The organism is Marinobacter mobilis (genome assembly GCF_900106945.1).
GTDB classification, from domain to species: Bacteria; Pseudomonadota; Gammaproteobacteria; order Pseudomonadales; family Oleiphilaceae; genus Marinobacter; species Marinobacter mobilis.
In genome coordinates this window covers 44792-66640 of sequence record NZ_FNNE01000005.1, presented here as the reverse complement: position 1 = coordinate 66640, position 21849 = coordinate 44792, and the positions used below count along the sequence as shown (strand labels likewise).

General features: G+C 59.8%; 17 protein-coding genes. 10 read left to right on the top strand and 7 right to left on the bottom strand.

Annotation, left to right across the window (positions count from 1 at the left end):
- Window positions 1-5 precede the first annotated feature (5 nt).
- Together BLV11_RS08935 and pyrE are read right to left on the bottom strand one after the other, a co-directional pair.
- Window positions 6-671 carry a DUF4124 domain-containing protein gene (locus BLV11_RS08935; protein WP_091812706.1) on the bottom strand — a complete coding sequence of 222 codons (666 nt, stop codon included), beginning with the start codon at window positions 669-671 and terminating at the stop codon, window positions 6-8.
- Between the two features lie 125 nt (window positions 672-796).
- Window positions 797-1435 (bottom strand): orotate phosphoribosyltransferase, encoded by a 639-nt coding sequence (gene pyrE / locus BLV11_RS08930; RefSeq protein WP_091812704.1) that lies wholly within the window; start codon window positions 1433-1435, stop codon window positions 797-799.
- Window positions 1436-1515: 80 nt separating this feature from the next.
- On the opposite strand from pyrE, the gene BLV11_RS08925 reads away from it, so the two are divergent.
- Window positions 1516-2322, top strand: a complete 807-nt coding sequence (locus tag BLV11_RS08925; RefSeq protein ID WP_091812702.1) for an exodeoxyribonuclease III — start codon at window positions 1516-1518, stop codon at window positions 2320-2322.
- A 54-nt stretch (window positions 2323-2376) separates the two neighbouring features.
- On the opposite strand, the gene rph is transcribed toward BLV11_RS08925, so the two are convergent.
- Window positions 2377-3093, bottom strand: coding sequence for a ribonuclease PH (gene rph, locus BLV11_RS08920; RefSeq protein ID WP_091812700.1), 717 nt, complete (start codon window positions 3091-3093; stop codon window positions 2377-2379).
- Between the two features lie 173 nt (window positions 3094-3266).
- On the opposite strand from rph, the gene BLV11_RS08915 reads away from it, so the two are divergent.
- The 6 genes from BLV11_RS08915 (at window position 3267) to BLV11_RS08890 (ending at window position 9844) form a co-directional block, all read left to right on the top strand.
- Entirely contained in the window at window positions 3267-4133 is an 867-nt protein-coding gene (locus BLV11_RS08915) for a YicC/YloC family endoribonuclease (protein ID WP_091812697.1), read from the top strand.
- Window positions 4134-4195: 62 nt separating this feature from the next.
- The gene (locus BLV11_RS08910; protein WP_091812693.1) at window positions 4196-5881 is read left to right on the top strand and encodes a diguanylate cyclase; all 1686 of its coding nucleotides are present in this window, start codon (window positions 4196-4198) and stop codon (window positions 5879-5881) included.
- A 181-nt stretch (window positions 5882-6062) separates the two neighbouring features.
- Window positions 6063-6689, top strand: a complete 627-nt coding sequence (gene gmk, locus BLV11_RS08905; RefSeq protein WP_091812687.1) for a guanylate kinase — start codon at window positions 6063-6065, stop codon at window positions 6687-6689.
- Between the two features lie 132 nt (window positions 6690-6821).
- A complete protein-coding gene (gene rpoZ / locus BLV11_RS08900; protein WP_091812685.1) occupies window positions 6822-7034 on the top strand; it encodes a DNA-directed RNA polymerase subunit omega in 213 nt (70 codons plus the stop codon).
- Window positions 7035-7211: 177 nt separating this feature from the next.
- Complete coding sequence (locus BLV11_RS08895) at window positions 7212-9362, top strand: RelA/SpoT family protein (RefSeq protein WP_091812683.1); 2151 nt, start codon at window positions 7212-7214, stop codon at window positions 9360-9362.
- A gap of 95 nt (window positions 9363-9457) precedes the next feature.
- Window positions 9458-9844 (top strand): RidA family protein, encoded by a 387-nt coding sequence (locus BLV11_RS08890; RefSeq protein ID WP_091812681.1) that lies wholly within the window; start codon window positions 9458-9460, stop codon window positions 9842-9844.
- A 56-nt stretch (window positions 9845-9900) separates the two neighbouring features.
- On the opposite strand, the gene BLV11_RS08885 is transcribed toward BLV11_RS08890, so the two are convergent.
- A complete protein-coding gene (locus tag BLV11_RS08885; protein ID WP_091812679.1) occupies window positions 9901-10788 on the bottom strand; it encodes an NAD-dependent epimerase/dehydratase family protein in 888 nt (295 codons plus the stop codon).
- A gap of 61 nt (window positions 10789-10849) precedes the next feature.
- On the opposite strand from BLV11_RS08885, the gene BLV11_RS08880 reads away from it, so the two are divergent.
- From BLV11_RS08880 to BLV11_RS08870, 3 genes are all read left to right on the top strand, one after another.
- Window positions 10850-11812, top strand: a complete 963-nt coding sequence (locus BLV11_RS08880) for a hydrogen peroxide-inducible genes activator (protein ID WP_091812677.1) — start codon at window positions 10850-10852, stop codon at window positions 11810-11812.
- Window positions 11813-11819: 7 nt separating this feature from the next.
- Window positions 11820-13895: an ATP-dependent DNA helicase RecG gene (gene recG / locus BLV11_RS08875; RefSeq protein ID WP_091812670.1), complete on the top strand. Its 2076-nt coding sequence runs from the start codon at window positions 11820-11822 to the stop codon at window positions 13893-13895.
- Between the two features lie 130 nt (window positions 13896-14025).
- Entirely contained in the window at window positions 14026-15390 is a 1365-nt protein-coding gene (locus BLV11_RS08870) for an HDOD domain-containing protein (protein WP_091812667.1), read from the top strand.
- A gap of 334 nt (window positions 15391-15724) precedes the next feature.
- Here the strand turns inward: BLV11_RS08870 and BLV11_RS08865 are convergent, their stop codons facing one another.
- The 3 genes from BLV11_RS08865 to BLV11_RS08855 all read right to left on the bottom strand — a co-directional run bounded on the left by BLV11_RS08865 (window position 15725) and on the right by BLV11_RS08855 (window position 21835).
- Entirely contained in the window at window positions 15725-16180 is a 456-nt protein-coding gene (locus BLV11_RS08865) for a DUF2489 domain-containing protein (RefSeq protein ID WP_091812664.1), read from the bottom strand.
- 34 nt (window positions 16181-16214) lie between these two features.
- Window positions 16215-18509: a molybdopterin-dependent oxidoreductase gene (locus BLV11_RS08860; protein ID WP_091812662.1), complete on the bottom strand. Its 2295-nt coding sequence runs from the start codon at window positions 18507-18509 to the stop codon at window positions 16215-16217.
- A 149-nt stretch (window positions 18510-18658) separates the two neighbouring features.
- Complete coding sequence (locus BLV11_RS08855) at window positions 18659-21835, bottom strand: Ig-like domain-containing domain (RefSeq protein WP_091812660.1); 3177 nt, start codon at window positions 21833-21835, stop codon at window positions 18659-18661.
- Window positions 21836-21849: the final 14 nt, after the last annotated feature.

Sequence of the window (21849 nt, the reverse complement as noted above, 5' to 3'; positions counted from 1 at the left end):
GTAGCTCAAGGCTCGCTGGGTTCGGGTGCGTCCTCTGATGGCTGCGGCGGCAGTGAGCTGGATTCGCCTGTGATCTCCTCGAGCCGGCGAATATCGTCGATAAAGCGGGCCTTGAGGCTTTCTATGTCGTCCTGTTGTTGGGCGATTTCCCGCTCGATGTCGTCGATCTGACTCTGCAGGCGTTCTATTTTTTGCAGTGTGGCTTCGGGCACATCCCTCCCGGAGCGTTCAAAGTCGGCGGCGCGGCTGCGTTCAGCGTCCAGCTGGCTGGCGATGACGGCCATATTGCCGCGTTTGAGTTGCGACAGGCTTTCCAGCTCCTGGATCTTGCGCTTCATGGCGCTGACCGCTTCTTCTGGGGTGCTGAAGCGCTTCAGCAGTGCCCGGTCTTCGGCTTCGCGCAGGGCTGCCTGGCGCAGACGTTCCTCCGCAGCTTCGCGGGCGGCAATTTCCTCTGGTGTCGGGGCAGGGTCAATGACCTCGATCACACGCCCCTGGTTGTTGAGGATTTCATAGCCGCGCTGGCTGGCTTGTTGAGGCACAGTGTTACTGATAACCAGGCGACCGTTATCGTCGTGGTATCGATACATGCGCGCATCGGCGGTGGCAGATGCGAGGAACAGGGTAGCGGCTAGGGCAGGCGCCAGGCCTTTCAGGCTGCGGTGATTCATTCGGCAGAGCTTCTCCGGTTTCTTGGCGTTGTTCTGTTAGGCAAGCATACCAGACAACCGGGGTGGTGCCATGGGGGATGCCGCAAACGGGTTGCCTGGTTGGGCCGCCCGCTTGCGGAGGCGGCTCAGATACCGTAGTTCTGACGGTACTCGGCCACCTTTTCGGCGTGTTCGGCAAAGTCCGGCCGCGCCTTGAGGTAGTCCAGTACCTGTTCCAGCTGGATAATGCTGACCACCGGAATGCCGAACTCCTGTTCCACCTCCTGGATGGCGGAAAGTTCACCATTGCCGCGCTCCTGGCGGTCAAGGGCGATCAGTACACCGGCGGGTGTAGCGCCTGCGGCATGTATAAGGTCGATGGACTCGCGGATGGCGGTGCCTGCCGTGATGACGTCATCGATGATCAGGACTTTGCCCTCGAGCGGAGAGCCGACAATATTGCCGCCTTCGCCATGGTCCTTTTTTTCCTTGCGGTTAAAGGCGAACGGCCGGTTGTCGCCGGCGCCAGCCAGTGCCATGGCGGTTGTGGTTGCCAGCGGGATGCCCTTATAGGCAGGTCCGAATATGATGTCATACTCCAGTTGGCTGCGCTGGAGTGCCGCCGCGTAGGCCCGGCTGAGCTGGAGCAGGTCATCTCCGGTATTGAACAGACCGGCGTTGAAAAAGTACGGGCTGATACGGCCGGACTTGAGGGTGAATTCGCCAAAACGCAGAACGTTTCGGCTAATGGCGAAATCAATGAATTCTTGCTGATAGTCTTGCATGACAGGGCTTCTGGCGAGGAGATTCTTTAAATAGCGTGTAAAACCGGTATCATACACACAAACCGAATCAGGGAACATGTATGCGCGTAGTGTCAATTAGCGTCAACGGTCTGGAACAGGCCGTTGAAAAAGGCTTTTTTGAATGGCTGGTCCAGCAGGATGCAGACGTTGTTTGCGTTCAGGATCATCGCATGCGTGCTTACGAAATTGAAGACCGCAACCTGATTCCGGAAGGTTATGAAGCCTACTTCATTGATGGTGAGCGCAATGAAGACGGCGGTGTCGGGATCTACACCCGCCATTTTCCTAAAGCGATCATGTACGGTTTTGCCAGTGAACAGGCGGATCGGGAAGGGCGTTTCATTCAGGCGGACTTCGACAAGGTCAGTGTGGCGTGTGTGCTCGCACCATCAGCCCTTGGCAAGGAAGATGACCCCATCGGGGATGATGACCTGACCGCGCTGGACCATAAAGACGATTTCATGGAGGCCTTTGGCCTGCTCATGCAGAAAACCCTGCGTAAACGTCGCCAGTTCATTTTCTGTGCCAATCTGCAGACTGCTCACCACGTGACCGACGCCAGTTCCCGTTACCACAAGCTGGATGCGTCCGGGTTCCTGCCCCACGAGCGGGCCTGGCTGGATCGCCTGTTTGACGAGATGGGCTGTGTGGATGCGTTTCGCGAGATTAACAAGCAGAGTAATCAGTTTACCTGCTGGCCGGAGTGGGCTGAGGGCTGGCGTCGTAATGCCGGTATCCGTATCGATTACCAGCTGCTGACTCCGGGTATCCGCAAGACCATTCTCGATGGCTGGATTGATACCCATACCCGCTTTTCTGACCATGCGCCGCTGATCATGGATTACGATATCGAAATCGGGTTCTGATCGAACGGCTGATCATCAGGGCGGTCGTCTGACCGCCCCGGTTCTGCCCGCGGCTTATTCAGCCAGCGCGGCTTTCTGCACTTCAAACAGCGTTTCAATGCCCTGGCGAGCCAGCGTCAGCATGCTCTCCAGTTCGTCTTGGGCAAAGGGCTCGCCTTCGGCTGTTCCCTGAATCTCGATGAAACCACCACGATCCGTCATGATCACATTCATGTCGGTTTCTGCCGCGGAGTCTTCCGGGTAATCCAGGTCGGTGACCGGCGTGCCCTTGTAAATTCCGACGGATAACGCAGCAACCATCTGCTTCAGCGGCGATGATTTCAGTCGCTTTTCCTTTACCAGATGGTTGAGGGCATCGACCAGTGCAACGCAACCGCCGGTGATGGCGGCGGTCCGGGTGCCACCATCGGCCTGAATGACATCGCAGTCGATGGTGATGGTGTGCTCGCCAAGGGCGCTCAAGTCGACGGCAGCGCGCAGGGAACGGCCAATCAGACGCTGAATCTCGACGGTGCGACCGCCCTGCTTGCCGCGGGCGGCTTCCCGGCCCATCCGGCTGCCGGTGGAGCGGGGCAGCATGCCATACTCAGCGGTAATCCAGCCTTTGCCCTCGCCGCGCATGAATGGCGGGACCTTGTTTTCGACCGAGGCGGTGCAGATGACTTTGGTGTCGCCAAACTCTACCAGCACAGAGCCTTCGGCATGGCGGGTGTAGTTACGGGTGATACGGATATCTCTCGGTTGTTCCGGGGTTCTTCCGCTGGGGCGCATAGACTGTCCTGAATGTGGTGCCGGAAACCGGGGGAGAATCCGTTTTCCGGACATTGGATGGATGGAAATGGTGCGGCAGTATACCACGGCCGGCCGCCGGCTCGCGGTGGAGTGGAAGTGCCTGCTAAACTACAGAATTATTCCCCTGCTTTTACTGATTGACCGGAGTCACCATGATCAGAAGTATGACCGCGTTTTCCAGACAGGATGCCCAGGAAGCGTGGGGGACATTGACATGCGAGCTGCGGACGGTGAATCACCGCTACCTGGAGCCCGCTTTCCGCCTGCCGGACGCCTTGCGGGAGCTGGAGAACCGTTTCCGTGAAATGATGCGGGGGTCGCTGAAGCGGGGCAAGGTCGATATCGCCTTACGGCTTCAATTGACCGAGTCCTCCCGTGAGCGCTTTGACATCAACCAGGAGTTGGCGGCGGCGCTGAACGAAGCGGCAAATCAGATCAACCGGATTCTCGACAACCCCGCGCATATCAATGCACTCGATATCATGCGCTGGCCGGGGGTGATGGAATCTCCGGAGCAGGATCTGGGGCCGGTCAAGACCGCTGCGCTGGACCTGTTTGAACGTACCCTGAAGGACCTGTTGCTTGCGCGGGAACGGGAGGGGCAGCGCCTGAAGCCTCTGTTCGACGAGCGCCTGGATGCCATGGGGCGGTTGGTGGCGGAGGTGCGGGCGTTGATGCCAGAACTGCTGGCCCAGCAGGAGCGGCATCTGAGGGAACGATTTGAGAAGGCGCGGGTGGAACTTGATCCGGATCGTATCAGCCAGGAAATGGTGATGCTGGCGCAAAAGTCGGATGTTGCAGAGGAGCTCGACCGGCTGGATGCCCATATTCGGGAAGTGACCGATACCCTGGCCGGGGATGATGCCATCGGTCGCCGTCTCGATTTCCTGATGCAGGAGCTGAATCGGGAGGCGAACACCCTGAGCAGCAAGTCTATCGACGCCAGGGTGACGCGGGCTGCGGTCGACCTCAAGGTTCTGATTGAACAAATGCGGGAGCAGGTTCAGAACATCGAGTAGTTACGGCCGCCGGCCGAAAGGATGCGCGCAGGGCACGGGGCCGCCAGACAGAGGCTGGTCAGTTGAATATTCGTGGCAAACTCACTGCGGGCATGTGTGTACTTTTGGGGGCGCTGTGTGTCGGCGTTCTGGCGACAGTCCACCTGTTGTTGTTGCCGCAGGTGGAAGAGCTTGAGCGTCAGTCTCTGCAACTGGATCTCGAACGTTCCCATCAGACCCTGATGCAGGAGCAAAAGCGACTGCTGTCCATTGCCGCTGACTGGGCGCAGTGGGACGAAACCTACCAATTCGTTCAGGATCGCAATCAGGATTATGTGGCTTCGAACCTGATTGACGATTTTCTCATTCCCCTGCAGGCCGACTTTCTGGTTATTCTGGATCAGAACGGTGACGCGATAGCGAATCTCCACTCCGACAAGCTGGGCGCTCCTGAACTGACCGCGATCGCCCAGGGTGCCGAAGGCATCACTGCTCCGTTGGCGCACATGGGGCAGGCTGGCGAACCCAGTACGGCGTTATTACAGACCGGAGCCGGGTTTTTTATGGTTGCGGGTCAGCCGGTAACCGACAGTTACCGTGTAGAGCCGGCAACGGGCATGCTCTACTTCGGTCGTCTGGTCGATCCGCCCTTTATTGACTCTCTGGCGGAACAGTTGCGTCTCCCGCTCTCGGCATCCCTGGTTTCGGGCGAGGCGTCGGGTTCGCGAATCCGCTTTCTGTCCAGTCACCAGGCCATCGCCGATTTGCCCCTAACGATTGCCAATGCGCCGGATCAGGTGCTGTTGCTCAGCCTTTCCAGCGAGCGTCCGTTTTACCGCAAGGGGGTGGAGGGGGCGCTGTATACCGAAGCCGTCATTATCCTGATCGGGCTGGTGGCGGCGCTGGCGGCGTATGTGTTCTTCAAGCTCACCCTGGTCTCCCCGATCATTGAGCTGCAGCGAGTGGCCGAGTCCCTGGGGCAGGGCGAGAGCCCGGACGACCTGGCCTTTGTCAGTCGTCGTGATGAATTGGGAAAGCTTGCTCGTACGTTTCACCGGATGGTGGAGAACATCGAGGAAAACCAGCGGGTGCTGCGAGGTGAGCGCAACCAGTTTCTCAATGTCAGCCTGACGGACCCGCTGACCGGATTGCGCAATCGCCGCTATCTCGAACGCCATCTCGGAAACCCGGATTCCTGGCTCATGGGTCAGAGTTACCTGTTCATGATCATCGACATCGACTTTTTCAAGCAGGTCAACGATGTTCATGGCCATGATGTGGGGGATGTAGTGATTCGCCAGTTCGCCGAAACACTCAGCGAATGCTGCCGCAGCAATGACGTGGTGGTCCGGTTCGGTGGGGAGGAGTTCGCAATTCTGTGCCTGGATTGCGATACCCAGGCTGGTGAATTGTTGGCGGAACGCATCGTGCAGAGCGTTTCGCAACGCCGTTACGGGCCACCATCAGCCGGGCTGGCGATCAGCTGCTCCATCGGGTTCTATGTTGTGGCGGCAGATCGGGTAAGGGAACCGGTCAATGAGTGGCCGGAGATGCTGAAAGTGGCCGACCTTGCCCTCTATACCGTCAAGCGTAATGGTCGCGATAACTGGATCGGGCTTGACTGGTGCGGCACGGCAGGCTGGGCTCGCCATCCTCAGAGTGCGGTCGATATCCAGGCTGGCCTGGCCCGGGATACGCTGCGACTGGTCACCGGGGGGTTTGGCGAAGAGTTGCCCCGTTGGGATGGGCAGGCTGCGCCAGGGCGCTGACCGGCTTGTGTTGTGATTCAGGAACGCTGGTCGTCGGTCATGTTCAAGTCGGACTCCTGACGCTCCGGCAAGGCGAGTCGTTCTGATGTGTCGTGCTCTAGTCGGTGGGTATGCATGCGTTGGGTGCGGGTTATTCGTATAATCGCCTTTTGTTTGTATCAGGGTCAGGAGAGCAGGCGCCATGGGGCAGTTTGAAAAAGGCACTTTATACGTAATATCCGCGCCGTCCGGTGCCGGAAAAACCAGTCTCGTTGCGGAGATGCTTAAGCGGGATCCTGTGCTCGGCCTCTCTATTTCGCACACCACCCGCCCAGCGCGTCCGGGCGAGCAAGATGGCGTCAACTATCACTTTGTCAGTCGTGATGCCTTTGAGGCGATGATTGCCCAGAACGATTTTCTGGAATACGCCGATGTTTTCGGCAATTACTACGGTACATCCCAGCGTTGGGTCGAACAGGCGTTGGCCCGCGGGGAGGATGTGATCCTGGAAATCGACTGGCAGGGTGCGGCCCAGGTACGGCGTTTGATGCCGGAGTGCGTGGGGATTTTTATCCTGCCGCCATCGCCGGAAGAGCTGCGGCGACGGCTTACCGGTCGTGGCACCGACGCCGACGATGTGGTTGAGCGACGTCTGCGGGAGGCTGCGGAAGAGTGCAGTCATGCCCAGGAGTTCGATTACCTGGTGGTGAACGACCAGTTCGAGGTTGCCCTCAAGGAGTTGCTGGCCGTCGTCGCAGCCCAGCGCGTGCGCACCGCTGTCCAGCAGCAGCGCCACGCCACCCTGTTGTCCCGCCTGGCGAGCAGCTAATCCGTGCTACGGGTTGTATACAAATTGAACCGGCACCAGTAAACTACGCGGTCTGCCGAAATACATGCCTGCCGGAAGGGACTGACGGCCGGCACTGGCGCAACCGTTACCAAGAGAAAGCTGGGGAGAGTTATGGCTCGAGTTACCGTTGAAGATTGTCTGGATCATGTAGAAAACCGTTTTCAGCTGGTTATGCTGGCCAGCAAACGTGCCCGCCAGATTGCGACCAAGGGTCAGGAGCCGATGGTTCCGGAAGAAAATGACAAGCCGACCGTTCTGGCTCTGCGCGAAATTGCCGAAGGCAAGGTCTCCCGCGACCTGCTGCTGGAAGAAGACGAAGACTGAATTATCGGTCTGCCCCTGGCTGGGGCATTGAAAATTGTCCCTACGGTTTTATAGTGTCTTAACAGGGAGCCGGTTTTGGCTCCTGCCGTTGATGGGCATCTGAAGGACCCGGATGTAAGCATCCGGGTTTTTTTGTTTGTCAGATGTCAGAGCGCATAACGCTATTGTGGAGGCGAGGTGTCAGCAGAGTCTACGGTTGATGGGCTGTCGAAAGAACTGAGCAGCTATCTGGATACTGGTCGTATCAATCAGGTACGGCGGGCCTACTATTACGCGGAGCAGGCCCATGAAGGGCAGAAGCGCCGAAGTGGTGAGCCCTATGTCACCCATCCTCTGGCGGTGGCTTTTATTCTCGCTGACCTGAAACTGGATCATCAAAGCCTGATGGCGGCGATGCTGCACGATGTAATTGAAGATACCGGTATCCCCAAGGATGCCCTGGCCGAGCAGTTTGGTGACTCGGTGGCGGATCTGGTTGACGGCGTCAGCAAACTGACCCAGATAGAATTTCGCTCCCGCGCTGAGGCCCAGGCCGAGAACTTCCAGAAAATGACCCTGGCGATGGCCAGGGACATTCGCGTTATCCTGGTAAAACTGGCCGACCGCCTGCACAACATGAGGACCCTGGGTCCGTTGCCGTTTGCCAAACGTCAGCGTATTGCCACCGAAACCCTCGATATCTACGCGCCGATTGCCAACCGCCTGGGTATGCACTCGGTCTGTACGGAGCTCGAAGACCTGGGCTTCGCCTCGCTCTACCCCATGCGCTCCCGCTACATATCGCAGGCCGTGGCCAAACTTCGCGGCAGCCACCAGGAAATCATCCACGAAATTCGTAGCCGGCTGCAGGAAAAGCTGGTTGAGCGCGGCCTGCCCGGGCGGATCCTCGGGCGAGAAAAACACCTGAACAGCATCTACAACAAGATGAAGTTCAAGCAGAAATCCTTCCATGAAATTATGGATGTGTATGCGTTCCGCATCATCACCGATACCGAGGATGACTGTTACCGTATCCTTGGGGCTGTGCACAGCCTCTACAAGCCGCTTCCCGGGCGCTTCAAGGATTACATCGCGATGCCCAAGGCGAACGGCTACCAGAGCCTGCACACCACGCTGTTTGGTATGCACGTCAACATCGAGATCCAGATCCGCACCGAGGAGATGGAGCACATTGCCAACAATGGTATCGCGGCTCACTGGATGTACAAGAACGACCAGTCCACCATTGCCAGCGTCAACCAGAAGCGGGTTGATCGTTGGGTGCAGGGGCTGATGGAGATGCGGGAGCGGGCCGATGATTCCCTGGAGTTCATCGAGCACGTCAAGGTTGACCTGTTCCCCGACGAAATCTACGTGTTTACGCCGAAAGGCAAGATCATGGAGTTGCCCAGTGGTGCCACGCCGATCGATTTTGCCTACGCCATCCATACCGATATCGGTAATGCCTGTGTGGCCTGTCGCATCAACCGTAACCTGGGCTCCCTGAGCCAGCCGCTGCAAAGTGGTCAGACCGTGGAAGTGATTACCGCACCCGGTGCCCGCCCCAACCCGGCCTGGCTCAGCTTTGTGGTCACTGGCAAGGCTCGCAGCAGCATCCGGCATGTGCTGAAAAACCAGAAGCAGGCAGAATCGCTTGAACTGGGGCGGACCCTGCTGAAAAAATCCCTCAATGGCTTTGGCCAGAAACTGTCGAAGGTCAGTGATGCCCAGATTGCTGCGGTGGTTCAGCACAACCAGGTCAGCAGCCTCGACGACCTGCTCAGTGAGATTGGACTGGGCAACCGGATGGCCTACCTGATCGCCCGTCAGCTGGTCAGTGGCGGAGGCAGTGAAGAGCAGCCGCTGGAAGCAGGGCTGGAGAAAACCTCCGGCGAGGATCAGCGAACGCCGGTGACCATCCGTGGTACTGAAGGCCTGTTGGTTAAGTTTGCGTCCTGCTGTAAGCCTATCCCGGGAGATCCGGTGGTCGGGCTGATGGACTCCGGGCACGGCATGATCATTCACTCGGATACCTGCTCACGCTTGCCCGAAGACGATGAGGCCCGGACCCGCCTGACTCACCTCAAATGGGCCAAAGACATCACCGACGAGTTTTCGGTGGAGCTGCGGGTCGAAATGGAGCGTCAGCGCGGGGTGATTGCAGAAATTGCCAGTGCGGTCGCCATGGCGGATGGCAACATCGAGCGCATCAATGTCGAAGAGCAGAATGCCCGCTTTGGCGTGGTCAGCCTCGTGGTTCACGTCAATGGCAGGCGCCACCTGGCCCGGGTCATGCGCCGGGTGAAAAATATCCGTGCTGTCACCCACATACACCGGGTCCGGCATTAGGTTGCTGTCTGTTCTTTACTGCCCGTATTGTTCAGTTGACAGTGGCGAGCAGCAGAGGCGAGGATGGCGGTTTTTATTTCAGAAGGACGAGTCCCATGAGCAACAAATCCGTGATTCAGACCGATAAGGCGCCAAAGGCGATCGGTACCTATTCCCAGGCGGTGAAAGCCGGCGATACCGTTTACCTGTCCGGCCAGATCCCGCTGGTGCCGGAAACCATGGAAGTGGTGACGGGTGACTTTGCAGCGAATACCCGTCAGGTGTTTGAAAACCTGAAGGCTGTCTGTGAAGCCGCAGGCGGTAGTCTGCAGGACATCGTCAAGCTGAACATCTATATGACGGACCTGGCCAATTTTGCCACCGTCAACGAAGTGATGGCGACCTATTTCCAGGAGCCATACCCGGCCCGTGCAGCCATCGGTATCGCATCCCTGCCGAAGGGTGTGCCGGTGGAAATGGACGCGGTCATGGTGCTTAGCTGATTTGCTGGCAGGCGCCCACATCCGTTGGGCGCCGTCTTCCCCCCCCCCCGCCACTCTCAGCGGCGCTGGTTGTTCGCCCGTTCCCGGGCAATCATCTCACCATAACCCGCACGATAATCCGGATAACGGAACTGGAAACCACTGGCCAGCAGGCGCTGGTTACTGCATCGTTTGCTACCGGCACGCCCGCCCGTCCGGGCATCGGCCACCGGCTCTGCGCATGAAATCTGCGTACGGACCCAGGCCACGACCTCATCGAGCCGGACCGGCTCACAGTCACTGACAATGTACGTATCCTCTATGCCGGCTCCGGACAGGGCCCGCTCCAAAAGGTAAACCACGGCGCCAGCGGCATCGTCTTCGTGTATACGGTTGCTATAAGGGGCAGGTTGCGAAGGGTTCATTCGACCCTCCAGTACCTCGCTGAGGAAGCGCCGTCGGCTGGGGCCATAGATGCCACTGTAGCGGATCACGGTGGACGGAATCCCACTCTGGCGTGCCAGCTGTTCACCTTCGAGAATGCGCTGGCCAGTAGCGCGGGAGGGATTGCAGGGGCTGTCTTCGGTTACCCAGCTGTCATCGTCCTGTGGGTAAACGCTGGTGCTGCTGATAAACACCAGTCGCCGGGGCGCTCGCCCGGACAGCGCGGCCAGCAGATTCTGTAAACCATGGACGTAGGCATCGGCATAGCCCTTATCATCGTACTGGCTGGGCGTCAGGCAGTAGACAATGGCGTCCAGGTCCGCGGGCACACGTTCCTGCAGCTGTTGTGGCTGCATCAGGTCGGCCGCGACCGGGTGAACCCCTTCGGGTACCCGGCTGATGTTGCGTCTCAGCCCAAACACCTCTGCATTGGCGCAAAGGCGGCGGGCGATCTCGCCACCGAGAGAGCCGCAACCGGCAACCAGGATCCGGGGGCGGGAAGGGTGTTCTTTGATTGCCATAGTCAATATCAATCCTTATGCTTTATCTCATAAATTCGTAGAAGCCTGACCGGAGCTGTCCATGACCCTCACTGAGTTGCGATACGTCGTTACCCTGGCCCGAGAAAAGCATTTTGGCCGTGCAGCTGAGCGTTGTCACGTGAGTCAGCCAACTCTGAGCGTCGCAGTGAAGAAACTGGAAGATGAACTGGGTATTCCACTGTTTGAACGCAGTAAAAGCAGCATCAGGGTTACCGAGACCGGTCTGAGAATCATCGAACAGGCACAACGAGTGCTGGATCAGGTCGGCGTGATCCGGGATATGGCCCAGGACGGCAAGAACCAGCTCAATTCGCCGCTGAAAGTGGGCGCCATCTACACCATCGGGCCGTACTTGTTCCCACACTTGCTGCCAGAGCTGCGCAGGGGAGCCCCGGACATGCCGCTCTTCATTGAAGAGAACTACACCGCCAATCTGCGTCAGAAGCTGCGTCACTCGGAACTCGATGCCATCATCGTTGCGTTGCCGTTTGAGGAACCGGAAGTGGTTACCCTGCCGCTTTATGATGAGCCGTTTGTGGTGCTGCTGCCGGCCGGACACCACCTGACCGAGAAAGAGGCGCTCAGTCCCGAGGAGCTGGCCCGTGAACAGCTGCTGTTGCTCGGCCCTGGCCATTGTTTTCGTGATCAGGTGCTGGAGTCCTGCCCGCCTCTGGTCGAGACAGTGACCGCCAAGCCCGCCCATGGGGATGAGCCGACGTTGGTGACCGAGGGCAGTTCGCTGGAAACCATCCGTCACATGGTGGCATCGGGATTGGGGATTACCATACTGCCGCTGTCGGCGGCGACGTCGATGCAGTATCGCCCAGATATCCTTACTATCCGGCCCTTTGTGGCGCCAGTACCGTTCCGCACTGTGGCCCTGGCCTGGCGGGTCACGTTTCCGCGGCCGAAGGCCATCGATATGTTGCGTCTGGCCGCCAGCCAGTGCCGGGTGGTTGACCGGGCCCGGCAGGAAGCGGCTGGTGCCGGGCTGAGTATCTGAGGGAGTTATGGCAGCGCTTGGGGATATCCAGGTCACGGTACTCAAGGGCGTCGGTCATGCTCTGGCCGGGACGCTGGCGAAACTGGGCATCCATTCCCTGCAGGATCTGCTGTTTCACCTGCCTCACCGATATGAGGATCGCACCCGCATTATCCCGATGGGCAGCCTGAGAGTGGGCGATGTCGGGGTCGTTGAAGGCGAGGTTGTGAAGAACGATGTGGTGATGGGGCGCCGGCGGAGCATGCAGGTAACCCTGCGTGATGATTCTGGTTTCCTGGTCTTGCGCTTCTTCCATTTCAATGCGGCCCAGAAGGGCCAGCTGGCCATCGGCACCCGGGTCCGCTGTTACGGTGAGGTTCGTGCCGGTCGCGCCGGATACGAACTGTACCATCCGGAATATGAAGCCAACCCGGAACCGATGGCTGCAGCGGGCAGTGCGACCCTGACGCCGGTCTATCCGCTCACTGAAGGCATCCAGCAGCCCCGCGTACGCAGCCTCTGTCGGCAGGCGCTGAGCTATCTCCAACGTTATCCGATCCGTGAGCTGTTACCGCCGGAGATGCTGGCCGATTACCAGTTGCCGGATATCTCGGCAGCGGTAGCTCTGGTTCACGCACCACCAGCCAGTGCCAATGTGCCCCAGCTGTTGGCGGGTAAACATCCGGCACAGCAGCGTCTGGTGATGGAGGAATTGCTTGCGCACCAGCTTAGTCTGCTCAAGGTGCGGCAGCAGATCCAGCAGCGTCAGGCACTGGCGTTGTTGCCTCAGGGGGCGTTGGTGGCACAGTTTCTCGATAACCTGCCGTTCAGTCTGACCGCTGCCCAGAAGCACGTGTTGGCGGATATCCGGCAGGACCTGAGTCAGCCGCTGCCGATGTTGCGGCTGGTGCAGGGCGATGTGGGCTCTGGCAAGACCGTTGTGGCAGCCCTGGCGGCGCTTCAGGCCATCTCTGGCGGAGGCCAGGTGGCCTTGATGGCGCCCACGGAAATTCTCGCGGAACAGCACTACAACAGCTTCCGCCAGTGGCTCGAGCCCCTGGGCATCAGGACCGCCTGGCTGTCCGGTAAGGTCAAGGGGCGGGCTCGCACCGAAGCACTGGATCAGGTGGCCAGTGGTGATGCAGTCATCGCCATCGGGACTCATGCGCTGTTCCAGCAGGATGTGGCGTTTCATCGTCTTGCGCTGGTCATTGTGGATGAGCAGCAACGGTTCGGAGTGCACCAGCGTCTGGCATTGCGGGAAAAAGGGGTGAGTGGCACCCTGGCCCCGCATCAACTGATCATGACGGCGACCCCAATACCGCGTACGCTAGCAATGAGTGCCTATGCCGATCTGGATACCTCGGTGATTGACGAACTGCCGCCGGGTCGCAAGCCGATTGAAACCATTGCGGTTCCGGACGGTCGTCGTGAAGACATCATTGACCGGGTGCGCAAGGCTTGCGAACAGGGCCGTCAGGCTTACTGGGTCTGTACCCTGATTGAGGAATCCGAGGCCTTGCAGTGCCAGGCCGCCGAAGTGACCGCCCAGGACCTTCAGGAGCGATTGCCGGGGCTGCGGATCGGACTGGTCCATGGCCGCCTGAAAGCTGCGGAAAAAGCGGAGGTCATGACGGCCTTCAAGACTGGTGAGCTGGATCTGCTGGTGGCGACAACGGTCATTGAGGTGGGGGTGGATGTGCCCAACGCCTCACTGATCATCATCGAAAATCCCGAGCGACTGGGGCTGGCCCAGCTGCATCAGTTGCGCGGTCGTGTTGGCCGGGGCCATGAAGCAAGTTTTTGTGTACTGATGTACCATCCCCCTCTGTCGCAGAACGGCAAGGCCCGGCTGCAGGTCTTGCGTGACAGCCAGGATGGCTTTGTGATTGCTGAAAAAGATCTTGAGATCCGTGGGCCGGGTGAGGTGCTTGGAACCCGCCAAACTGGCCTGATGCAGTTCCGGTTGGCGGAGTTCGAGCGTGACAAGGGCTGGATTGAAGTGGTCCGGGAATTGGCGCCAGCGGTGCTGGCGGACTCAGGGCGCACCGAAGGGCTGATCCGACGCTGGCTGGGGGAACGAATACAGTATGGCGACGTGTAGGAAATACACGTCGCATGGATTCAGGCTGTGCCGGGTGTTGGCAGCGATTGTCTCTGCTATTGGCACTGCTCTGTAAAACAATCAGGCCCGCGATCCGATGATCGACTGGCCAAACTTACAGGGGAGTATCATGGAATTACCTGTTGTCGTCCGTCAGGCACTGGGAGACAAGGCAGATTGTGTGGAGTTGCAGGAGGTGACCGAGCGGGCTGCGGTGCAGACACTGAGGATGGTGCTGCTGAACGACAGCAACGGCAAGGTACAGGTCATCTGTCGCAGTCAGGACCTGATCGACATTGTGGCTCTGAATAAACACCTGGGCCGGGAACTGCACCTGATGCCAGGTTCCGAGCAGTTGCGGGTCCGGGAGAAAACCGGGTTGCGGCAGTTACCGGCGCTGCCGCTGCTGACCGGTTTCGATACGGTGGTAGATCAGGCGGTGGATGGGCTGACCGATGTGGCTCTGGAACTGGTGGATCAAAACCTGGTCATGGTGCTGAAAGGGGACGAATTCCGCGCGCTGACCGAAGGCGCCCGGCGGCTGTTGTTCGCCGTAGACCCGGACTCGGTCGGGGTTAACCTGAACAGCCCCGAGAAGGACCGTGAGCAGCTCGATAACGCCATCCAGAGGTTTACCGGGCTGCGGATTCAGCAACGACTCGAAGACACCCTGGAGCTGCCTCCGCTGCCGGAAACGGCTCAGCGCATTCTCCAGTTGCGGGTCAACCCCAACGCGTTGATGGGGGATCTGGTGGACATTGTCGAGAGCGATCCCAGCCTGGCGGCTCAGGTTGTCAGCTGGGCATCGTCCTCATTCTATGCCGCTGCCGGCCAGGTGCGTTCTGTGCACGATGCGGTCTCGCGGGTGCTGGGCTTTGATCTGGTGATGAACCTGGCCGTGGGGCTATCCCTGGGCCGGGCTCTGGAGCAGCCGAAAGACCGGCCGGCTGGCTACGTCGACTATTGGCAGCAGGCCATCTGGCAGGCCCAGTCGGCCGGTGTGCTGGCGAGCATGATGCCCCGGGGTGAGCGGCCGGTGTTTGGACTGGCCTACCTGGCGGGACTGCTCCACAATTTCGGCTATCTGGTACTTGCCCATGTATTCCCTCCGCATTTCAGGCTGGTGTGCCGTTATCTGGAGGTGAACCCTCACCTGGATTCATCGGTGATCGAGCATTTCCTGCTGGGAGTCACCCGTGAACAGATTGGTGCCCAGTTGATGCTGAACTGGGGCATGCCCGATGAAGTCACCCAGGCCATTCGTCAGCAGAAGAACCCTGAGTTTGATGGCCCTTTCGATGTTTATGCCAGACTGTTGTGGCTTGGACGCCAGCTGCAGGTGGAGCGGGGTGTTGCGCTAGGGGGCGGAGAGCCGGTTCCTGATAGCGTTTATGATGACCTCGGGCTGGACCGGGCCAAAGTTGAACGGCAGTTCGATGAACTGGTGGCCAGCCAGGACAGCGTCATGGCCATTGCAGGCATGATCCAGGGTTGATGCGGCTGGGTTTTCGGCACGCATAAAAAAGCCGGCCCAAGGGCCGGCAAGCTCACCCGCTTGTTGCAGATCATTCCGGTGGAACACTAGGTTGGTGTGAGGAGAGTAGCCGCTGACGCTCTGAGCCGACCCTCCCTGGCCGCGCATCCTGATACTTAATCTAGCCAAAGAACGTCAATGCTGCTGGCCGGATGTTCCTCTTTTCAAAGTGTGACCCATCATTCATTTTTCGGTAAATCTGGAACAGACTGATTTGCTTGCGAAATAGTGTTGAGGCGACAGATTTCCTGTTACAAAAAATTACAAATGAGTGGCGGTCGGCCTTATGGCTGGCTCAGAAGCTGTGTTGTCGCAGGGCGCAGGCCGCCGTCCGGATCGCTTCTGCGTACTGTGTCTCAATGGCGAAGCGCTCGCGATCAAGTTTGCGGATAAAGCGCTTGTCGGTATCTTCCCTGGCCTGGTGGGTGGGCATGTGCCTGAGTTGCTCATGGACCTGCGCGAATATCTCAAACGGCGACTGCTCCAGCAGTTCCGGTGCCACCAGGTCCAACAGCCCCTTGATCCGCAGACAGGCCTCAGAATACTCCACCTGATTTTCCTCAATGGCGAGCGCAAGCACTCGCAGGCTCTCCACGATCTCCTGCCGGCGCCGGACCTGGAATGCCTGGTGCTTATTGCGCTGAGCCCGTTCGCCTTGGAGTACTTTGAGCTGGCGGATTATGAACAGCAGCAACAGGGCGATCGCCAGCAGGCCGCTTGCGATCAGTGTCCATTGTAGCCATGGGGGCATAAGGTCTTCTCCTCGAATTCGCGGGGCGTGCCGATCAGGCCCGTTTGCGACTGCGTTCGGCCCGCCACAGGCGGACTTTGACCGATTGCCCGTTGAGCACGGAAGTACCGCTCAGACGGTCGACCTGATCGGCTGCGATGATATCGTTGATGCTGGCGCCGGCATGGGCCGCGGCGATGGATTGCCCCGTGCCCTCCCGTGTATGACCCCAGCCGTGGGGAATCGAGACCACACCTGACATCACGTCCTCGGTAATGTCGACCGGCAGTACCACACGGCCTACCGCACTGGAAATCTCCGCCATATCGCCGGGTTTCAGCCCGCAGCGAGAGGCATCTTTGGGGTGGATCAGCAGCGTGCAGCGGTCTTTGCCTTTGACCAGCCGCTGGCTGTTGTGGAGCCAGGAGTTGTTGCTACGCACGTGGCGGCGGCCAATCAGTTGCAAGTCTTCGCTGACCGGTGATGCCAGCAGTTGATGTAGCCGGTCGAGATCTGCAAGATAGCGCCGTGGCGCCAGGTTGATGCGGCCGTCACGGGTAAATAGCCGCTCTGGCAGGCAGGGCTGCAGGGGGCCCAGGTCGACCCCGCTGGGGCAGGCCTTCAGGGAGCGTATTGACAGGCCCTTGGGCAGCTCTGACCAGCGTCGGTAGACCGGGCTGAGTTCTGCCAGGCCGTGCAGGGGATGCCCTGAAGGGAAAAGGTCGGTGATCAGGTCGGCCAGGTTACGGGCAACCGGGCGCAATGGCCCCAGGTCGGTACCGTAAGGCCCGCTGCGCAAGGCCAGGTCGAGAATGCCGTCGGGTCCGAGTTGTCTGAACGCGCGCCAGCCCAGTTCGGTTTGCAGGGGAAGCTGCCCACCTTTGTGCAGGCGTTCCAGACGGTGGGCGAGGCCCAGCAGGATTTCCCAGTCATGACGGGCATCGTCGCTGCGTTCGAACAGGGCGGGACTGTACTTGGCGCTGTTGCGTACCGAGAACAGGTTGAAGATCAGATCGTAATGGCTGCGTTCCAGCGCCGCCGTCGGGGGCAGAATGACATCAGCGTGGCGGGTGGTCTCATTCAGGTAATAATCCACGGAGACCATGAAATCCAGGTCTGCCAGGGCCCGCTCCAGACGGCCGCCGTCGGGGTTGGACAGGACCGGGTTGCCGGCAATGGTGACAAAGGCGCGGATCTGGCCGTCACCTGGGGTCAGCATCTCGTCGGCCATGGTGCTGGCGGGATATTCACCGCCAAATTCCGGCAACTGCCGGACCCGGCTGCGGCGCTTGTCGAAGTGGCCGGTCTGGCCAGACATTGCAGCCAGGGCGACCAGATCCACCGCCGGTTGGGTAAACATGACGCCGCCAGGTACGTCGAGCTTGCCGGCGAGGATGTTGAGCGTGTAGATCAGCCAGGTGGCGACGCCGCCGTGGGCTTGGGTGCTGGTGCCCATGCGTCCATAGAGGACGGCTTTGGGCGTGCTGGCAAACTGGCGGGCCAGGTCACGGATGGTGTCGGCCGCAATGCCGGTATGATCACTGACCGCCTCCGGGCTGAACGGCAGGGCCGCCAGACGGACCAGGTCGGCATCTTTCAGCCACTGCTCGGCGTGCCCGGGGCTGACCAGCTGTTCCTCGAACAGGGTATGCACCATGGCCATCAGCAGCAGGGCATCGGTGCCGGGCCGGATAAAGTGGAAGGCATCGGCGTGGCTTGCGGTTTCGTTGCGTCGTGGATCAATCACGATCATTTGGCCACCCCGTGCCTGCAGGGCCTTGAGGCGGCCACGGAAGTCGGGGACGGTCATCAGACTGCCGTTGGAGGCCATGGGGTTGGCACCGATGCAGATAAACAGGTCGGTGCGGTCAATGTCGGGAATTGGAAACATCAGCTGATGGCCGAACAGCTCCAGGTTGGCCAGCATGTGGGGAAGCTGGTCGTTGGAGGTGGCCGAAAAGCGGTTCTGGGTCCCCAGTGCCTTGAGGAAGGAGGGGTTGGCGATCAGGGCGCCATGGTTGTGGACATTGGGGTTGCCCAGGTATACCCCGATGGCATTGCGGCCCTGTTCCTGGCGTACCCGGTGAAGCCGGTTGGCGACAAAATCCAGAGCGTCATCCCATTCCATTTCCTGCCAGCCATCCGCTGTCCGCCGAACGGGCTTGCGCAAGCGCTCCGGGTCTTCGTGGAGATCCTTGAGGGCGACGGCCTTGGGGCAGATGTGACCCTGGCTAAGCGGGTCGTTGTCGTCCCCCTTGATGGACTGAATCTCGCCGTCGCTCACTTCGATGGCGATGCCGCACATGGCTTCACACAGGTGGCAGGTGCGAAAGTGGGTTCCGTTCTCCATGGGGCTCTCCATCTCGGTTGATGTACTGACGGGCTGCAACAGGCCATCAGACTAGCAGGAAACGCGAGGCAGGGGAAAAGACCGGTGTTGGCAATTGCGGCCATAAAAAAGGCCAGCCCGAAGGCTGGCCTGATGCCAAGGAACACCCCTTAGTACTGCTCGGGAATGTCCTTGATGGCGAAGGAGACGAAGTTGAGCCAGATACCCTCGGCTGGAATCACCAGGGGAATGCTGATGTCTCCACTGTCAGTACCGGCACCGCTAAGACAGTCCGCAAGCGAATTGCCAAGGCTGACGCACTGGAAGAAGTCAATGAATCCGCCGAGCAGCGGAATTTCAACTTCAACGTTAACGTTGATTGGCGGCTGGTTCTGGTTGCGCTGCTCGATCTGCATGCGGCCATCATCGAAGAACAGGATGGGGCCGCTCAGATCCAGCGAAAACGGCTTGCTGTAGAGGTCATGGGCCAATAACGCGGCAATTGGCAGCTGCAAATTAGGGGCGTCCAGGGTCAGGTTGGCGAGGGTCTTGAAGGTCGGCTTGCCGTCCTCACCCTCGACAATCAGACCTTCAACCAGCCCCAGTGGGTTGTCCTCAGTCGGTTCACCGTAGGTCATGCGGATCACCTGCGGGCCGGTTGCGTTCTCACCAAAACCGTCCAGGAACACACTGGCCGAGGTGGTGGCCAGCATGGTCGGGTACAGCAGTACCCGAACGCCAATGTTGTTGCCTTCGGCGTCATAGGCCGGTCCCATCACTTCGGTGTTCAGGCCGTAGGTCTGGTAGATGAACTTGTTTTCCGGGCAGGATTCGCTGGCGGCGCAGCCGACGCTGGCACCAACCGGAATGCCGAGAGCGTTTGCCTGCTGGTCAACCACTGCCAGCTTGGCGGCATTCTCGCTCGGCAGGAAGCCGCCGTTGCCGTCAGAGGCGTGGGCGAAGGGTTCAACACCCTCGATAAGGTAGTTGGAGTTGGTATCCCGAACCGGCAGGTTGCGCAGCGGCGTATAGACGGAGCTGGCCGTTTCGGTTCCGCGGAAGTAGATGGCCATATCCGGGCCGCCAACGTCTTCCGGGTCCACCAGGATATCGGTCTGCAGCGGGTAACCGTCTTCGGAACACAGCGCAGTGGAACAGTCATCTACGGCGGTGGATGAGGCCATGGTATAGCGGTAGGTGGTTCCCACTTGCCATGGGCTGTCCGGGTAGAAACGGATCCGCTGGTTGTTCTTCTCCAGGTGGCCGGGGACCTGCCCAGCGACACTGCCGTCAGGATTGATCTGCTCAACCACGAAGGTCTCGCCATTGCGGATCGAATCGAGATCCATGGACTGGGAGAAGACAACCACGATCGCCCGATCCTGGGGCAGAGTGGTGATTGGCATCACCTGCCCCGCAGGGCCACCGGGTGCGGCATCGACGCATTGACCGTGGGTGCCTGCGTCCAGGTCAAGCCCGGTGGTGACACAGGGGAAGCCCGGGTAAGTCGTCAGTGCAAACGGCGATCTGTCGACGCTCGCCAGCTCTGGCAGGGCAAAGCTGAGGGTTTCCGACATCGCACTGTTACCCGCGAGATCGGTCAGGCTGCCATTGATCTGCAGGGCGTAATCCACGCCGTGCCGCAAGCCGCCGACCGGATTGAGCGCAACGACGGTGCCATCGAGCTTGCGACGAAGGTTGGCGTCATCGACGGGGACGCCATCGGCCAGCAGGGTAAAGCCGCCCGCCAGGCTGTCGCCATCCAGCGCTTCATCAAAGTTCAGCACGATGGGATCGCCAGGACGTTGCATGGCTTGCCGGGTGCTCGGCAGGGCGTCGTCAGGCCCGGGCATCCAGCTCACCAGCTGTGGGCCGGTGGTGTCGAAGGTACGGTTGTCCAGGGCATCGAGCTGAACGTCCGCATTGGTGTTCGCCTCGATGTGGAAGGCGATGGTGGAATCGGTGAATTCCTGGCCCAGCAGGTTGGGCTCGACCATGCCGATGGCGTCGATGTTCAGGATGCCGTCTCTAACGATGGCGATACCACTGAGTTCCACGCCCAGAAGATCCTGGGACAGGGACGCATTGGGCTGGGCCTCGACGGTGTTCATGGATACGTCCATGTACAGTTTGACGTGGCGTGGCGCTTCACCCGAGTTGGAGTAGGGGTTGGGGTACAGGTAGCCGGTTGCATCCGAGAGCATGGTGACGCGGATGTCCCCGGTGGTCTGGATGCTGTTGGTGTCCGGGTTGATGATCGGCACCGTGCCGTTGATCCTCACGTCCAGGCTGCTGCTCGTCAGCAGGCTGCCTTTGGGGACGCGCAGGGGCACCGGTTCGTCGCCCGGAAAACTGGGACCGTAGCCCAGCTCGGCGTAGAGGCCGCCGGTTTGCTGGGAGGGGCCGGCAATGCCCTGAAGCACGGAGTTCAGGGTGACGCCATTGATGATCTCACCGTTGAGTACCGAGCGCTGGGCATCGGCCTCGGACAGCCCTGCGAGCAGACCGGAGTCAATGGTGTCCTGGAACAGGATCACCGTCGGGCTGGTGTCTTTCGGGGTGAAACTGCTGGAGTAATCCAGGGTGTCACCGGCCATGTTCGGCAGGTTGGCGATGTCGATGGAGTAGCTGGCACCCGGAGTCAGGGCGTCGCCCTCAAGCCCGCACTGGGCCGGATCATTGGTGGTGCAGGGATCGACCGTGATGCGCCGGCCATCGACCAGCACCGTCGCCGGTACCTCATCGCCGTTGCCATCACGCAGGGTGATGCTGCCCCCCATGCGTTGCCAGTCCGGGTGAACCGGCTGGGTCAGGCGCAGGCGGAAGGTGGAGAAATCCATCGGGCGGAAAAAACCGTTGGCCGACGGGATCATGTCGGCCACTGCGAAATTGCTGCTGAGGTTGTCGAGCCCTGCCACGCCGGACATGCCGGCGCGGGTAGAGAACTGCACACCGTTTGCGCCAATGGCATTGGGTGTTGCAACAGCACGATTGCCGGCAGCCAGAAGGCTTTCGGCAAACGTAATTGTGTAGTTTGTGCCGGTCTGGAACTGGCCAACCGGAGACAACTTCAGGCTGCGTCCGCCGTCGATGGCCGTGACGGTAAATGGCACGGTGTTGGTGCCATCGCTAATCCGGATCTTGCTGGTGAGGTTCTCGTCAGTGATCGCATGAGAGAAGCGCAGAACGACGTCAGCTTTGGGGCTGACTTCGGTCTGGCCATCGGCAGGATACGAGTATATGACCGAGCCGGGGATGAGAGGAGCATTCAGGGTTTGCTCCTCTCCTCCGCCACACGCTGCCAGCAGCAGGACAGGGGTAAGTGCCAGTATTTTATTGTATTTCATGGCAATAAAACCTC

Excerpts from the sequence above, each read along its gene's own strand:
- BLV11_RS08935 (WP_091812706.1), bottom strand. The coding sequence starts at position 671 with ATGAATCACCGCAGCCTGAAAGGCCTGGCGCCTGCCCTAGCCGCTACC.
- pyrE (WP_091812704.1), bottom strand. The coding sequence starts at position 1,435 with ATGCAAGACTATCAGCAAGAATTCATTGATTTCGCCATTAGCCGAAAC.
- BLV11_RS08925 (WP_091812702.1), top strand. The coding sequence starts at position 1,516 with ATGCGCGTAGTGTCAATTAGCGTCAACGGTCTGGAACAGGCCGTTGAA.
- rph (WP_091812700.1), bottom strand. The coding sequence starts at position 3,093 with ATGCGCCCCAGCGGAAGAACCCCGGAACAACCGAGAGATATCCGTATC.
- BLV11_RS08915 (WP_091812697.1), top strand. The coding sequence starts at position 3,267 with ATGATCAGAAGTATGACCGCGTTTTCCAGACAGGATGCCCAGGAAGCG.
- gmk (WP_091812687.1), top strand. The coding sequence starts at position 6,063 with ATGGGGCAGTTTGAAAAAGGCACTTTATACGTAATATCCGCGCCGTCC.
- rpoZ (WP_091812685.1), top strand. The coding sequence starts at position 6,822 with ATGGCTCGAGTTACCGTTGAAGATTGTCTGGATCATGTAGAAAACCGT.
- BLV11_RS08890 (WP_091812681.1), top strand. The coding sequence starts at position 9,458 with ATGAGCAACAAATCCGTGATTCAGACCGATAAGGCGCCAAAGGCGATC.
- BLV11_RS08885 (WP_091812679.1), bottom strand. The coding sequence starts at position 10,788 with ATGGCAATCAAAGAACACCCTTCCCGCCCCCGGATCCTGGTTGCCGGT.
- BLV11_RS08880 (WP_091812677.1), top strand. The coding sequence starts at position 10,850 with ATGACCCTCACTGAGTTGCGATACGTCGTTACCCTGGCCCGAGAAAAG.
- recG (WP_091812670.1), top strand. The coding sequence starts at position 11,820 with ATGGCAGCGCTTGGGGATATCCAGGTCACGGTACTCAAGGGCGTCGGT.
- BLV11_RS08870 (WP_091812667.1), top strand. The coding sequence starts at position 14,026 with ATGGAATTACCTGTTGTCGTCCGTCAGGCACTGGGAGACAAGGCAGAT.
- BLV11_RS08865 (WP_091812664.1), bottom strand. The coding sequence starts at position 16,180 with ATGCCCCCATGGCTACAATGGACACTGATCGCAAGCGGCCTGCTGGCG.
- BLV11_RS08860 (WP_091812662.1), bottom strand. The coding sequence starts at position 18,509 with ATGGAGAACGGAACCCACTTTCGCACCTGCCACCTGTGTGAAGCCATG.
- BLV11_RS08855 (WP_091812660.1), bottom strand. The coding sequence starts at position 21,835 with ATGAAATACAATAAAATACTGGCACTTACCCCTGTCCTGCTGCTGGCA.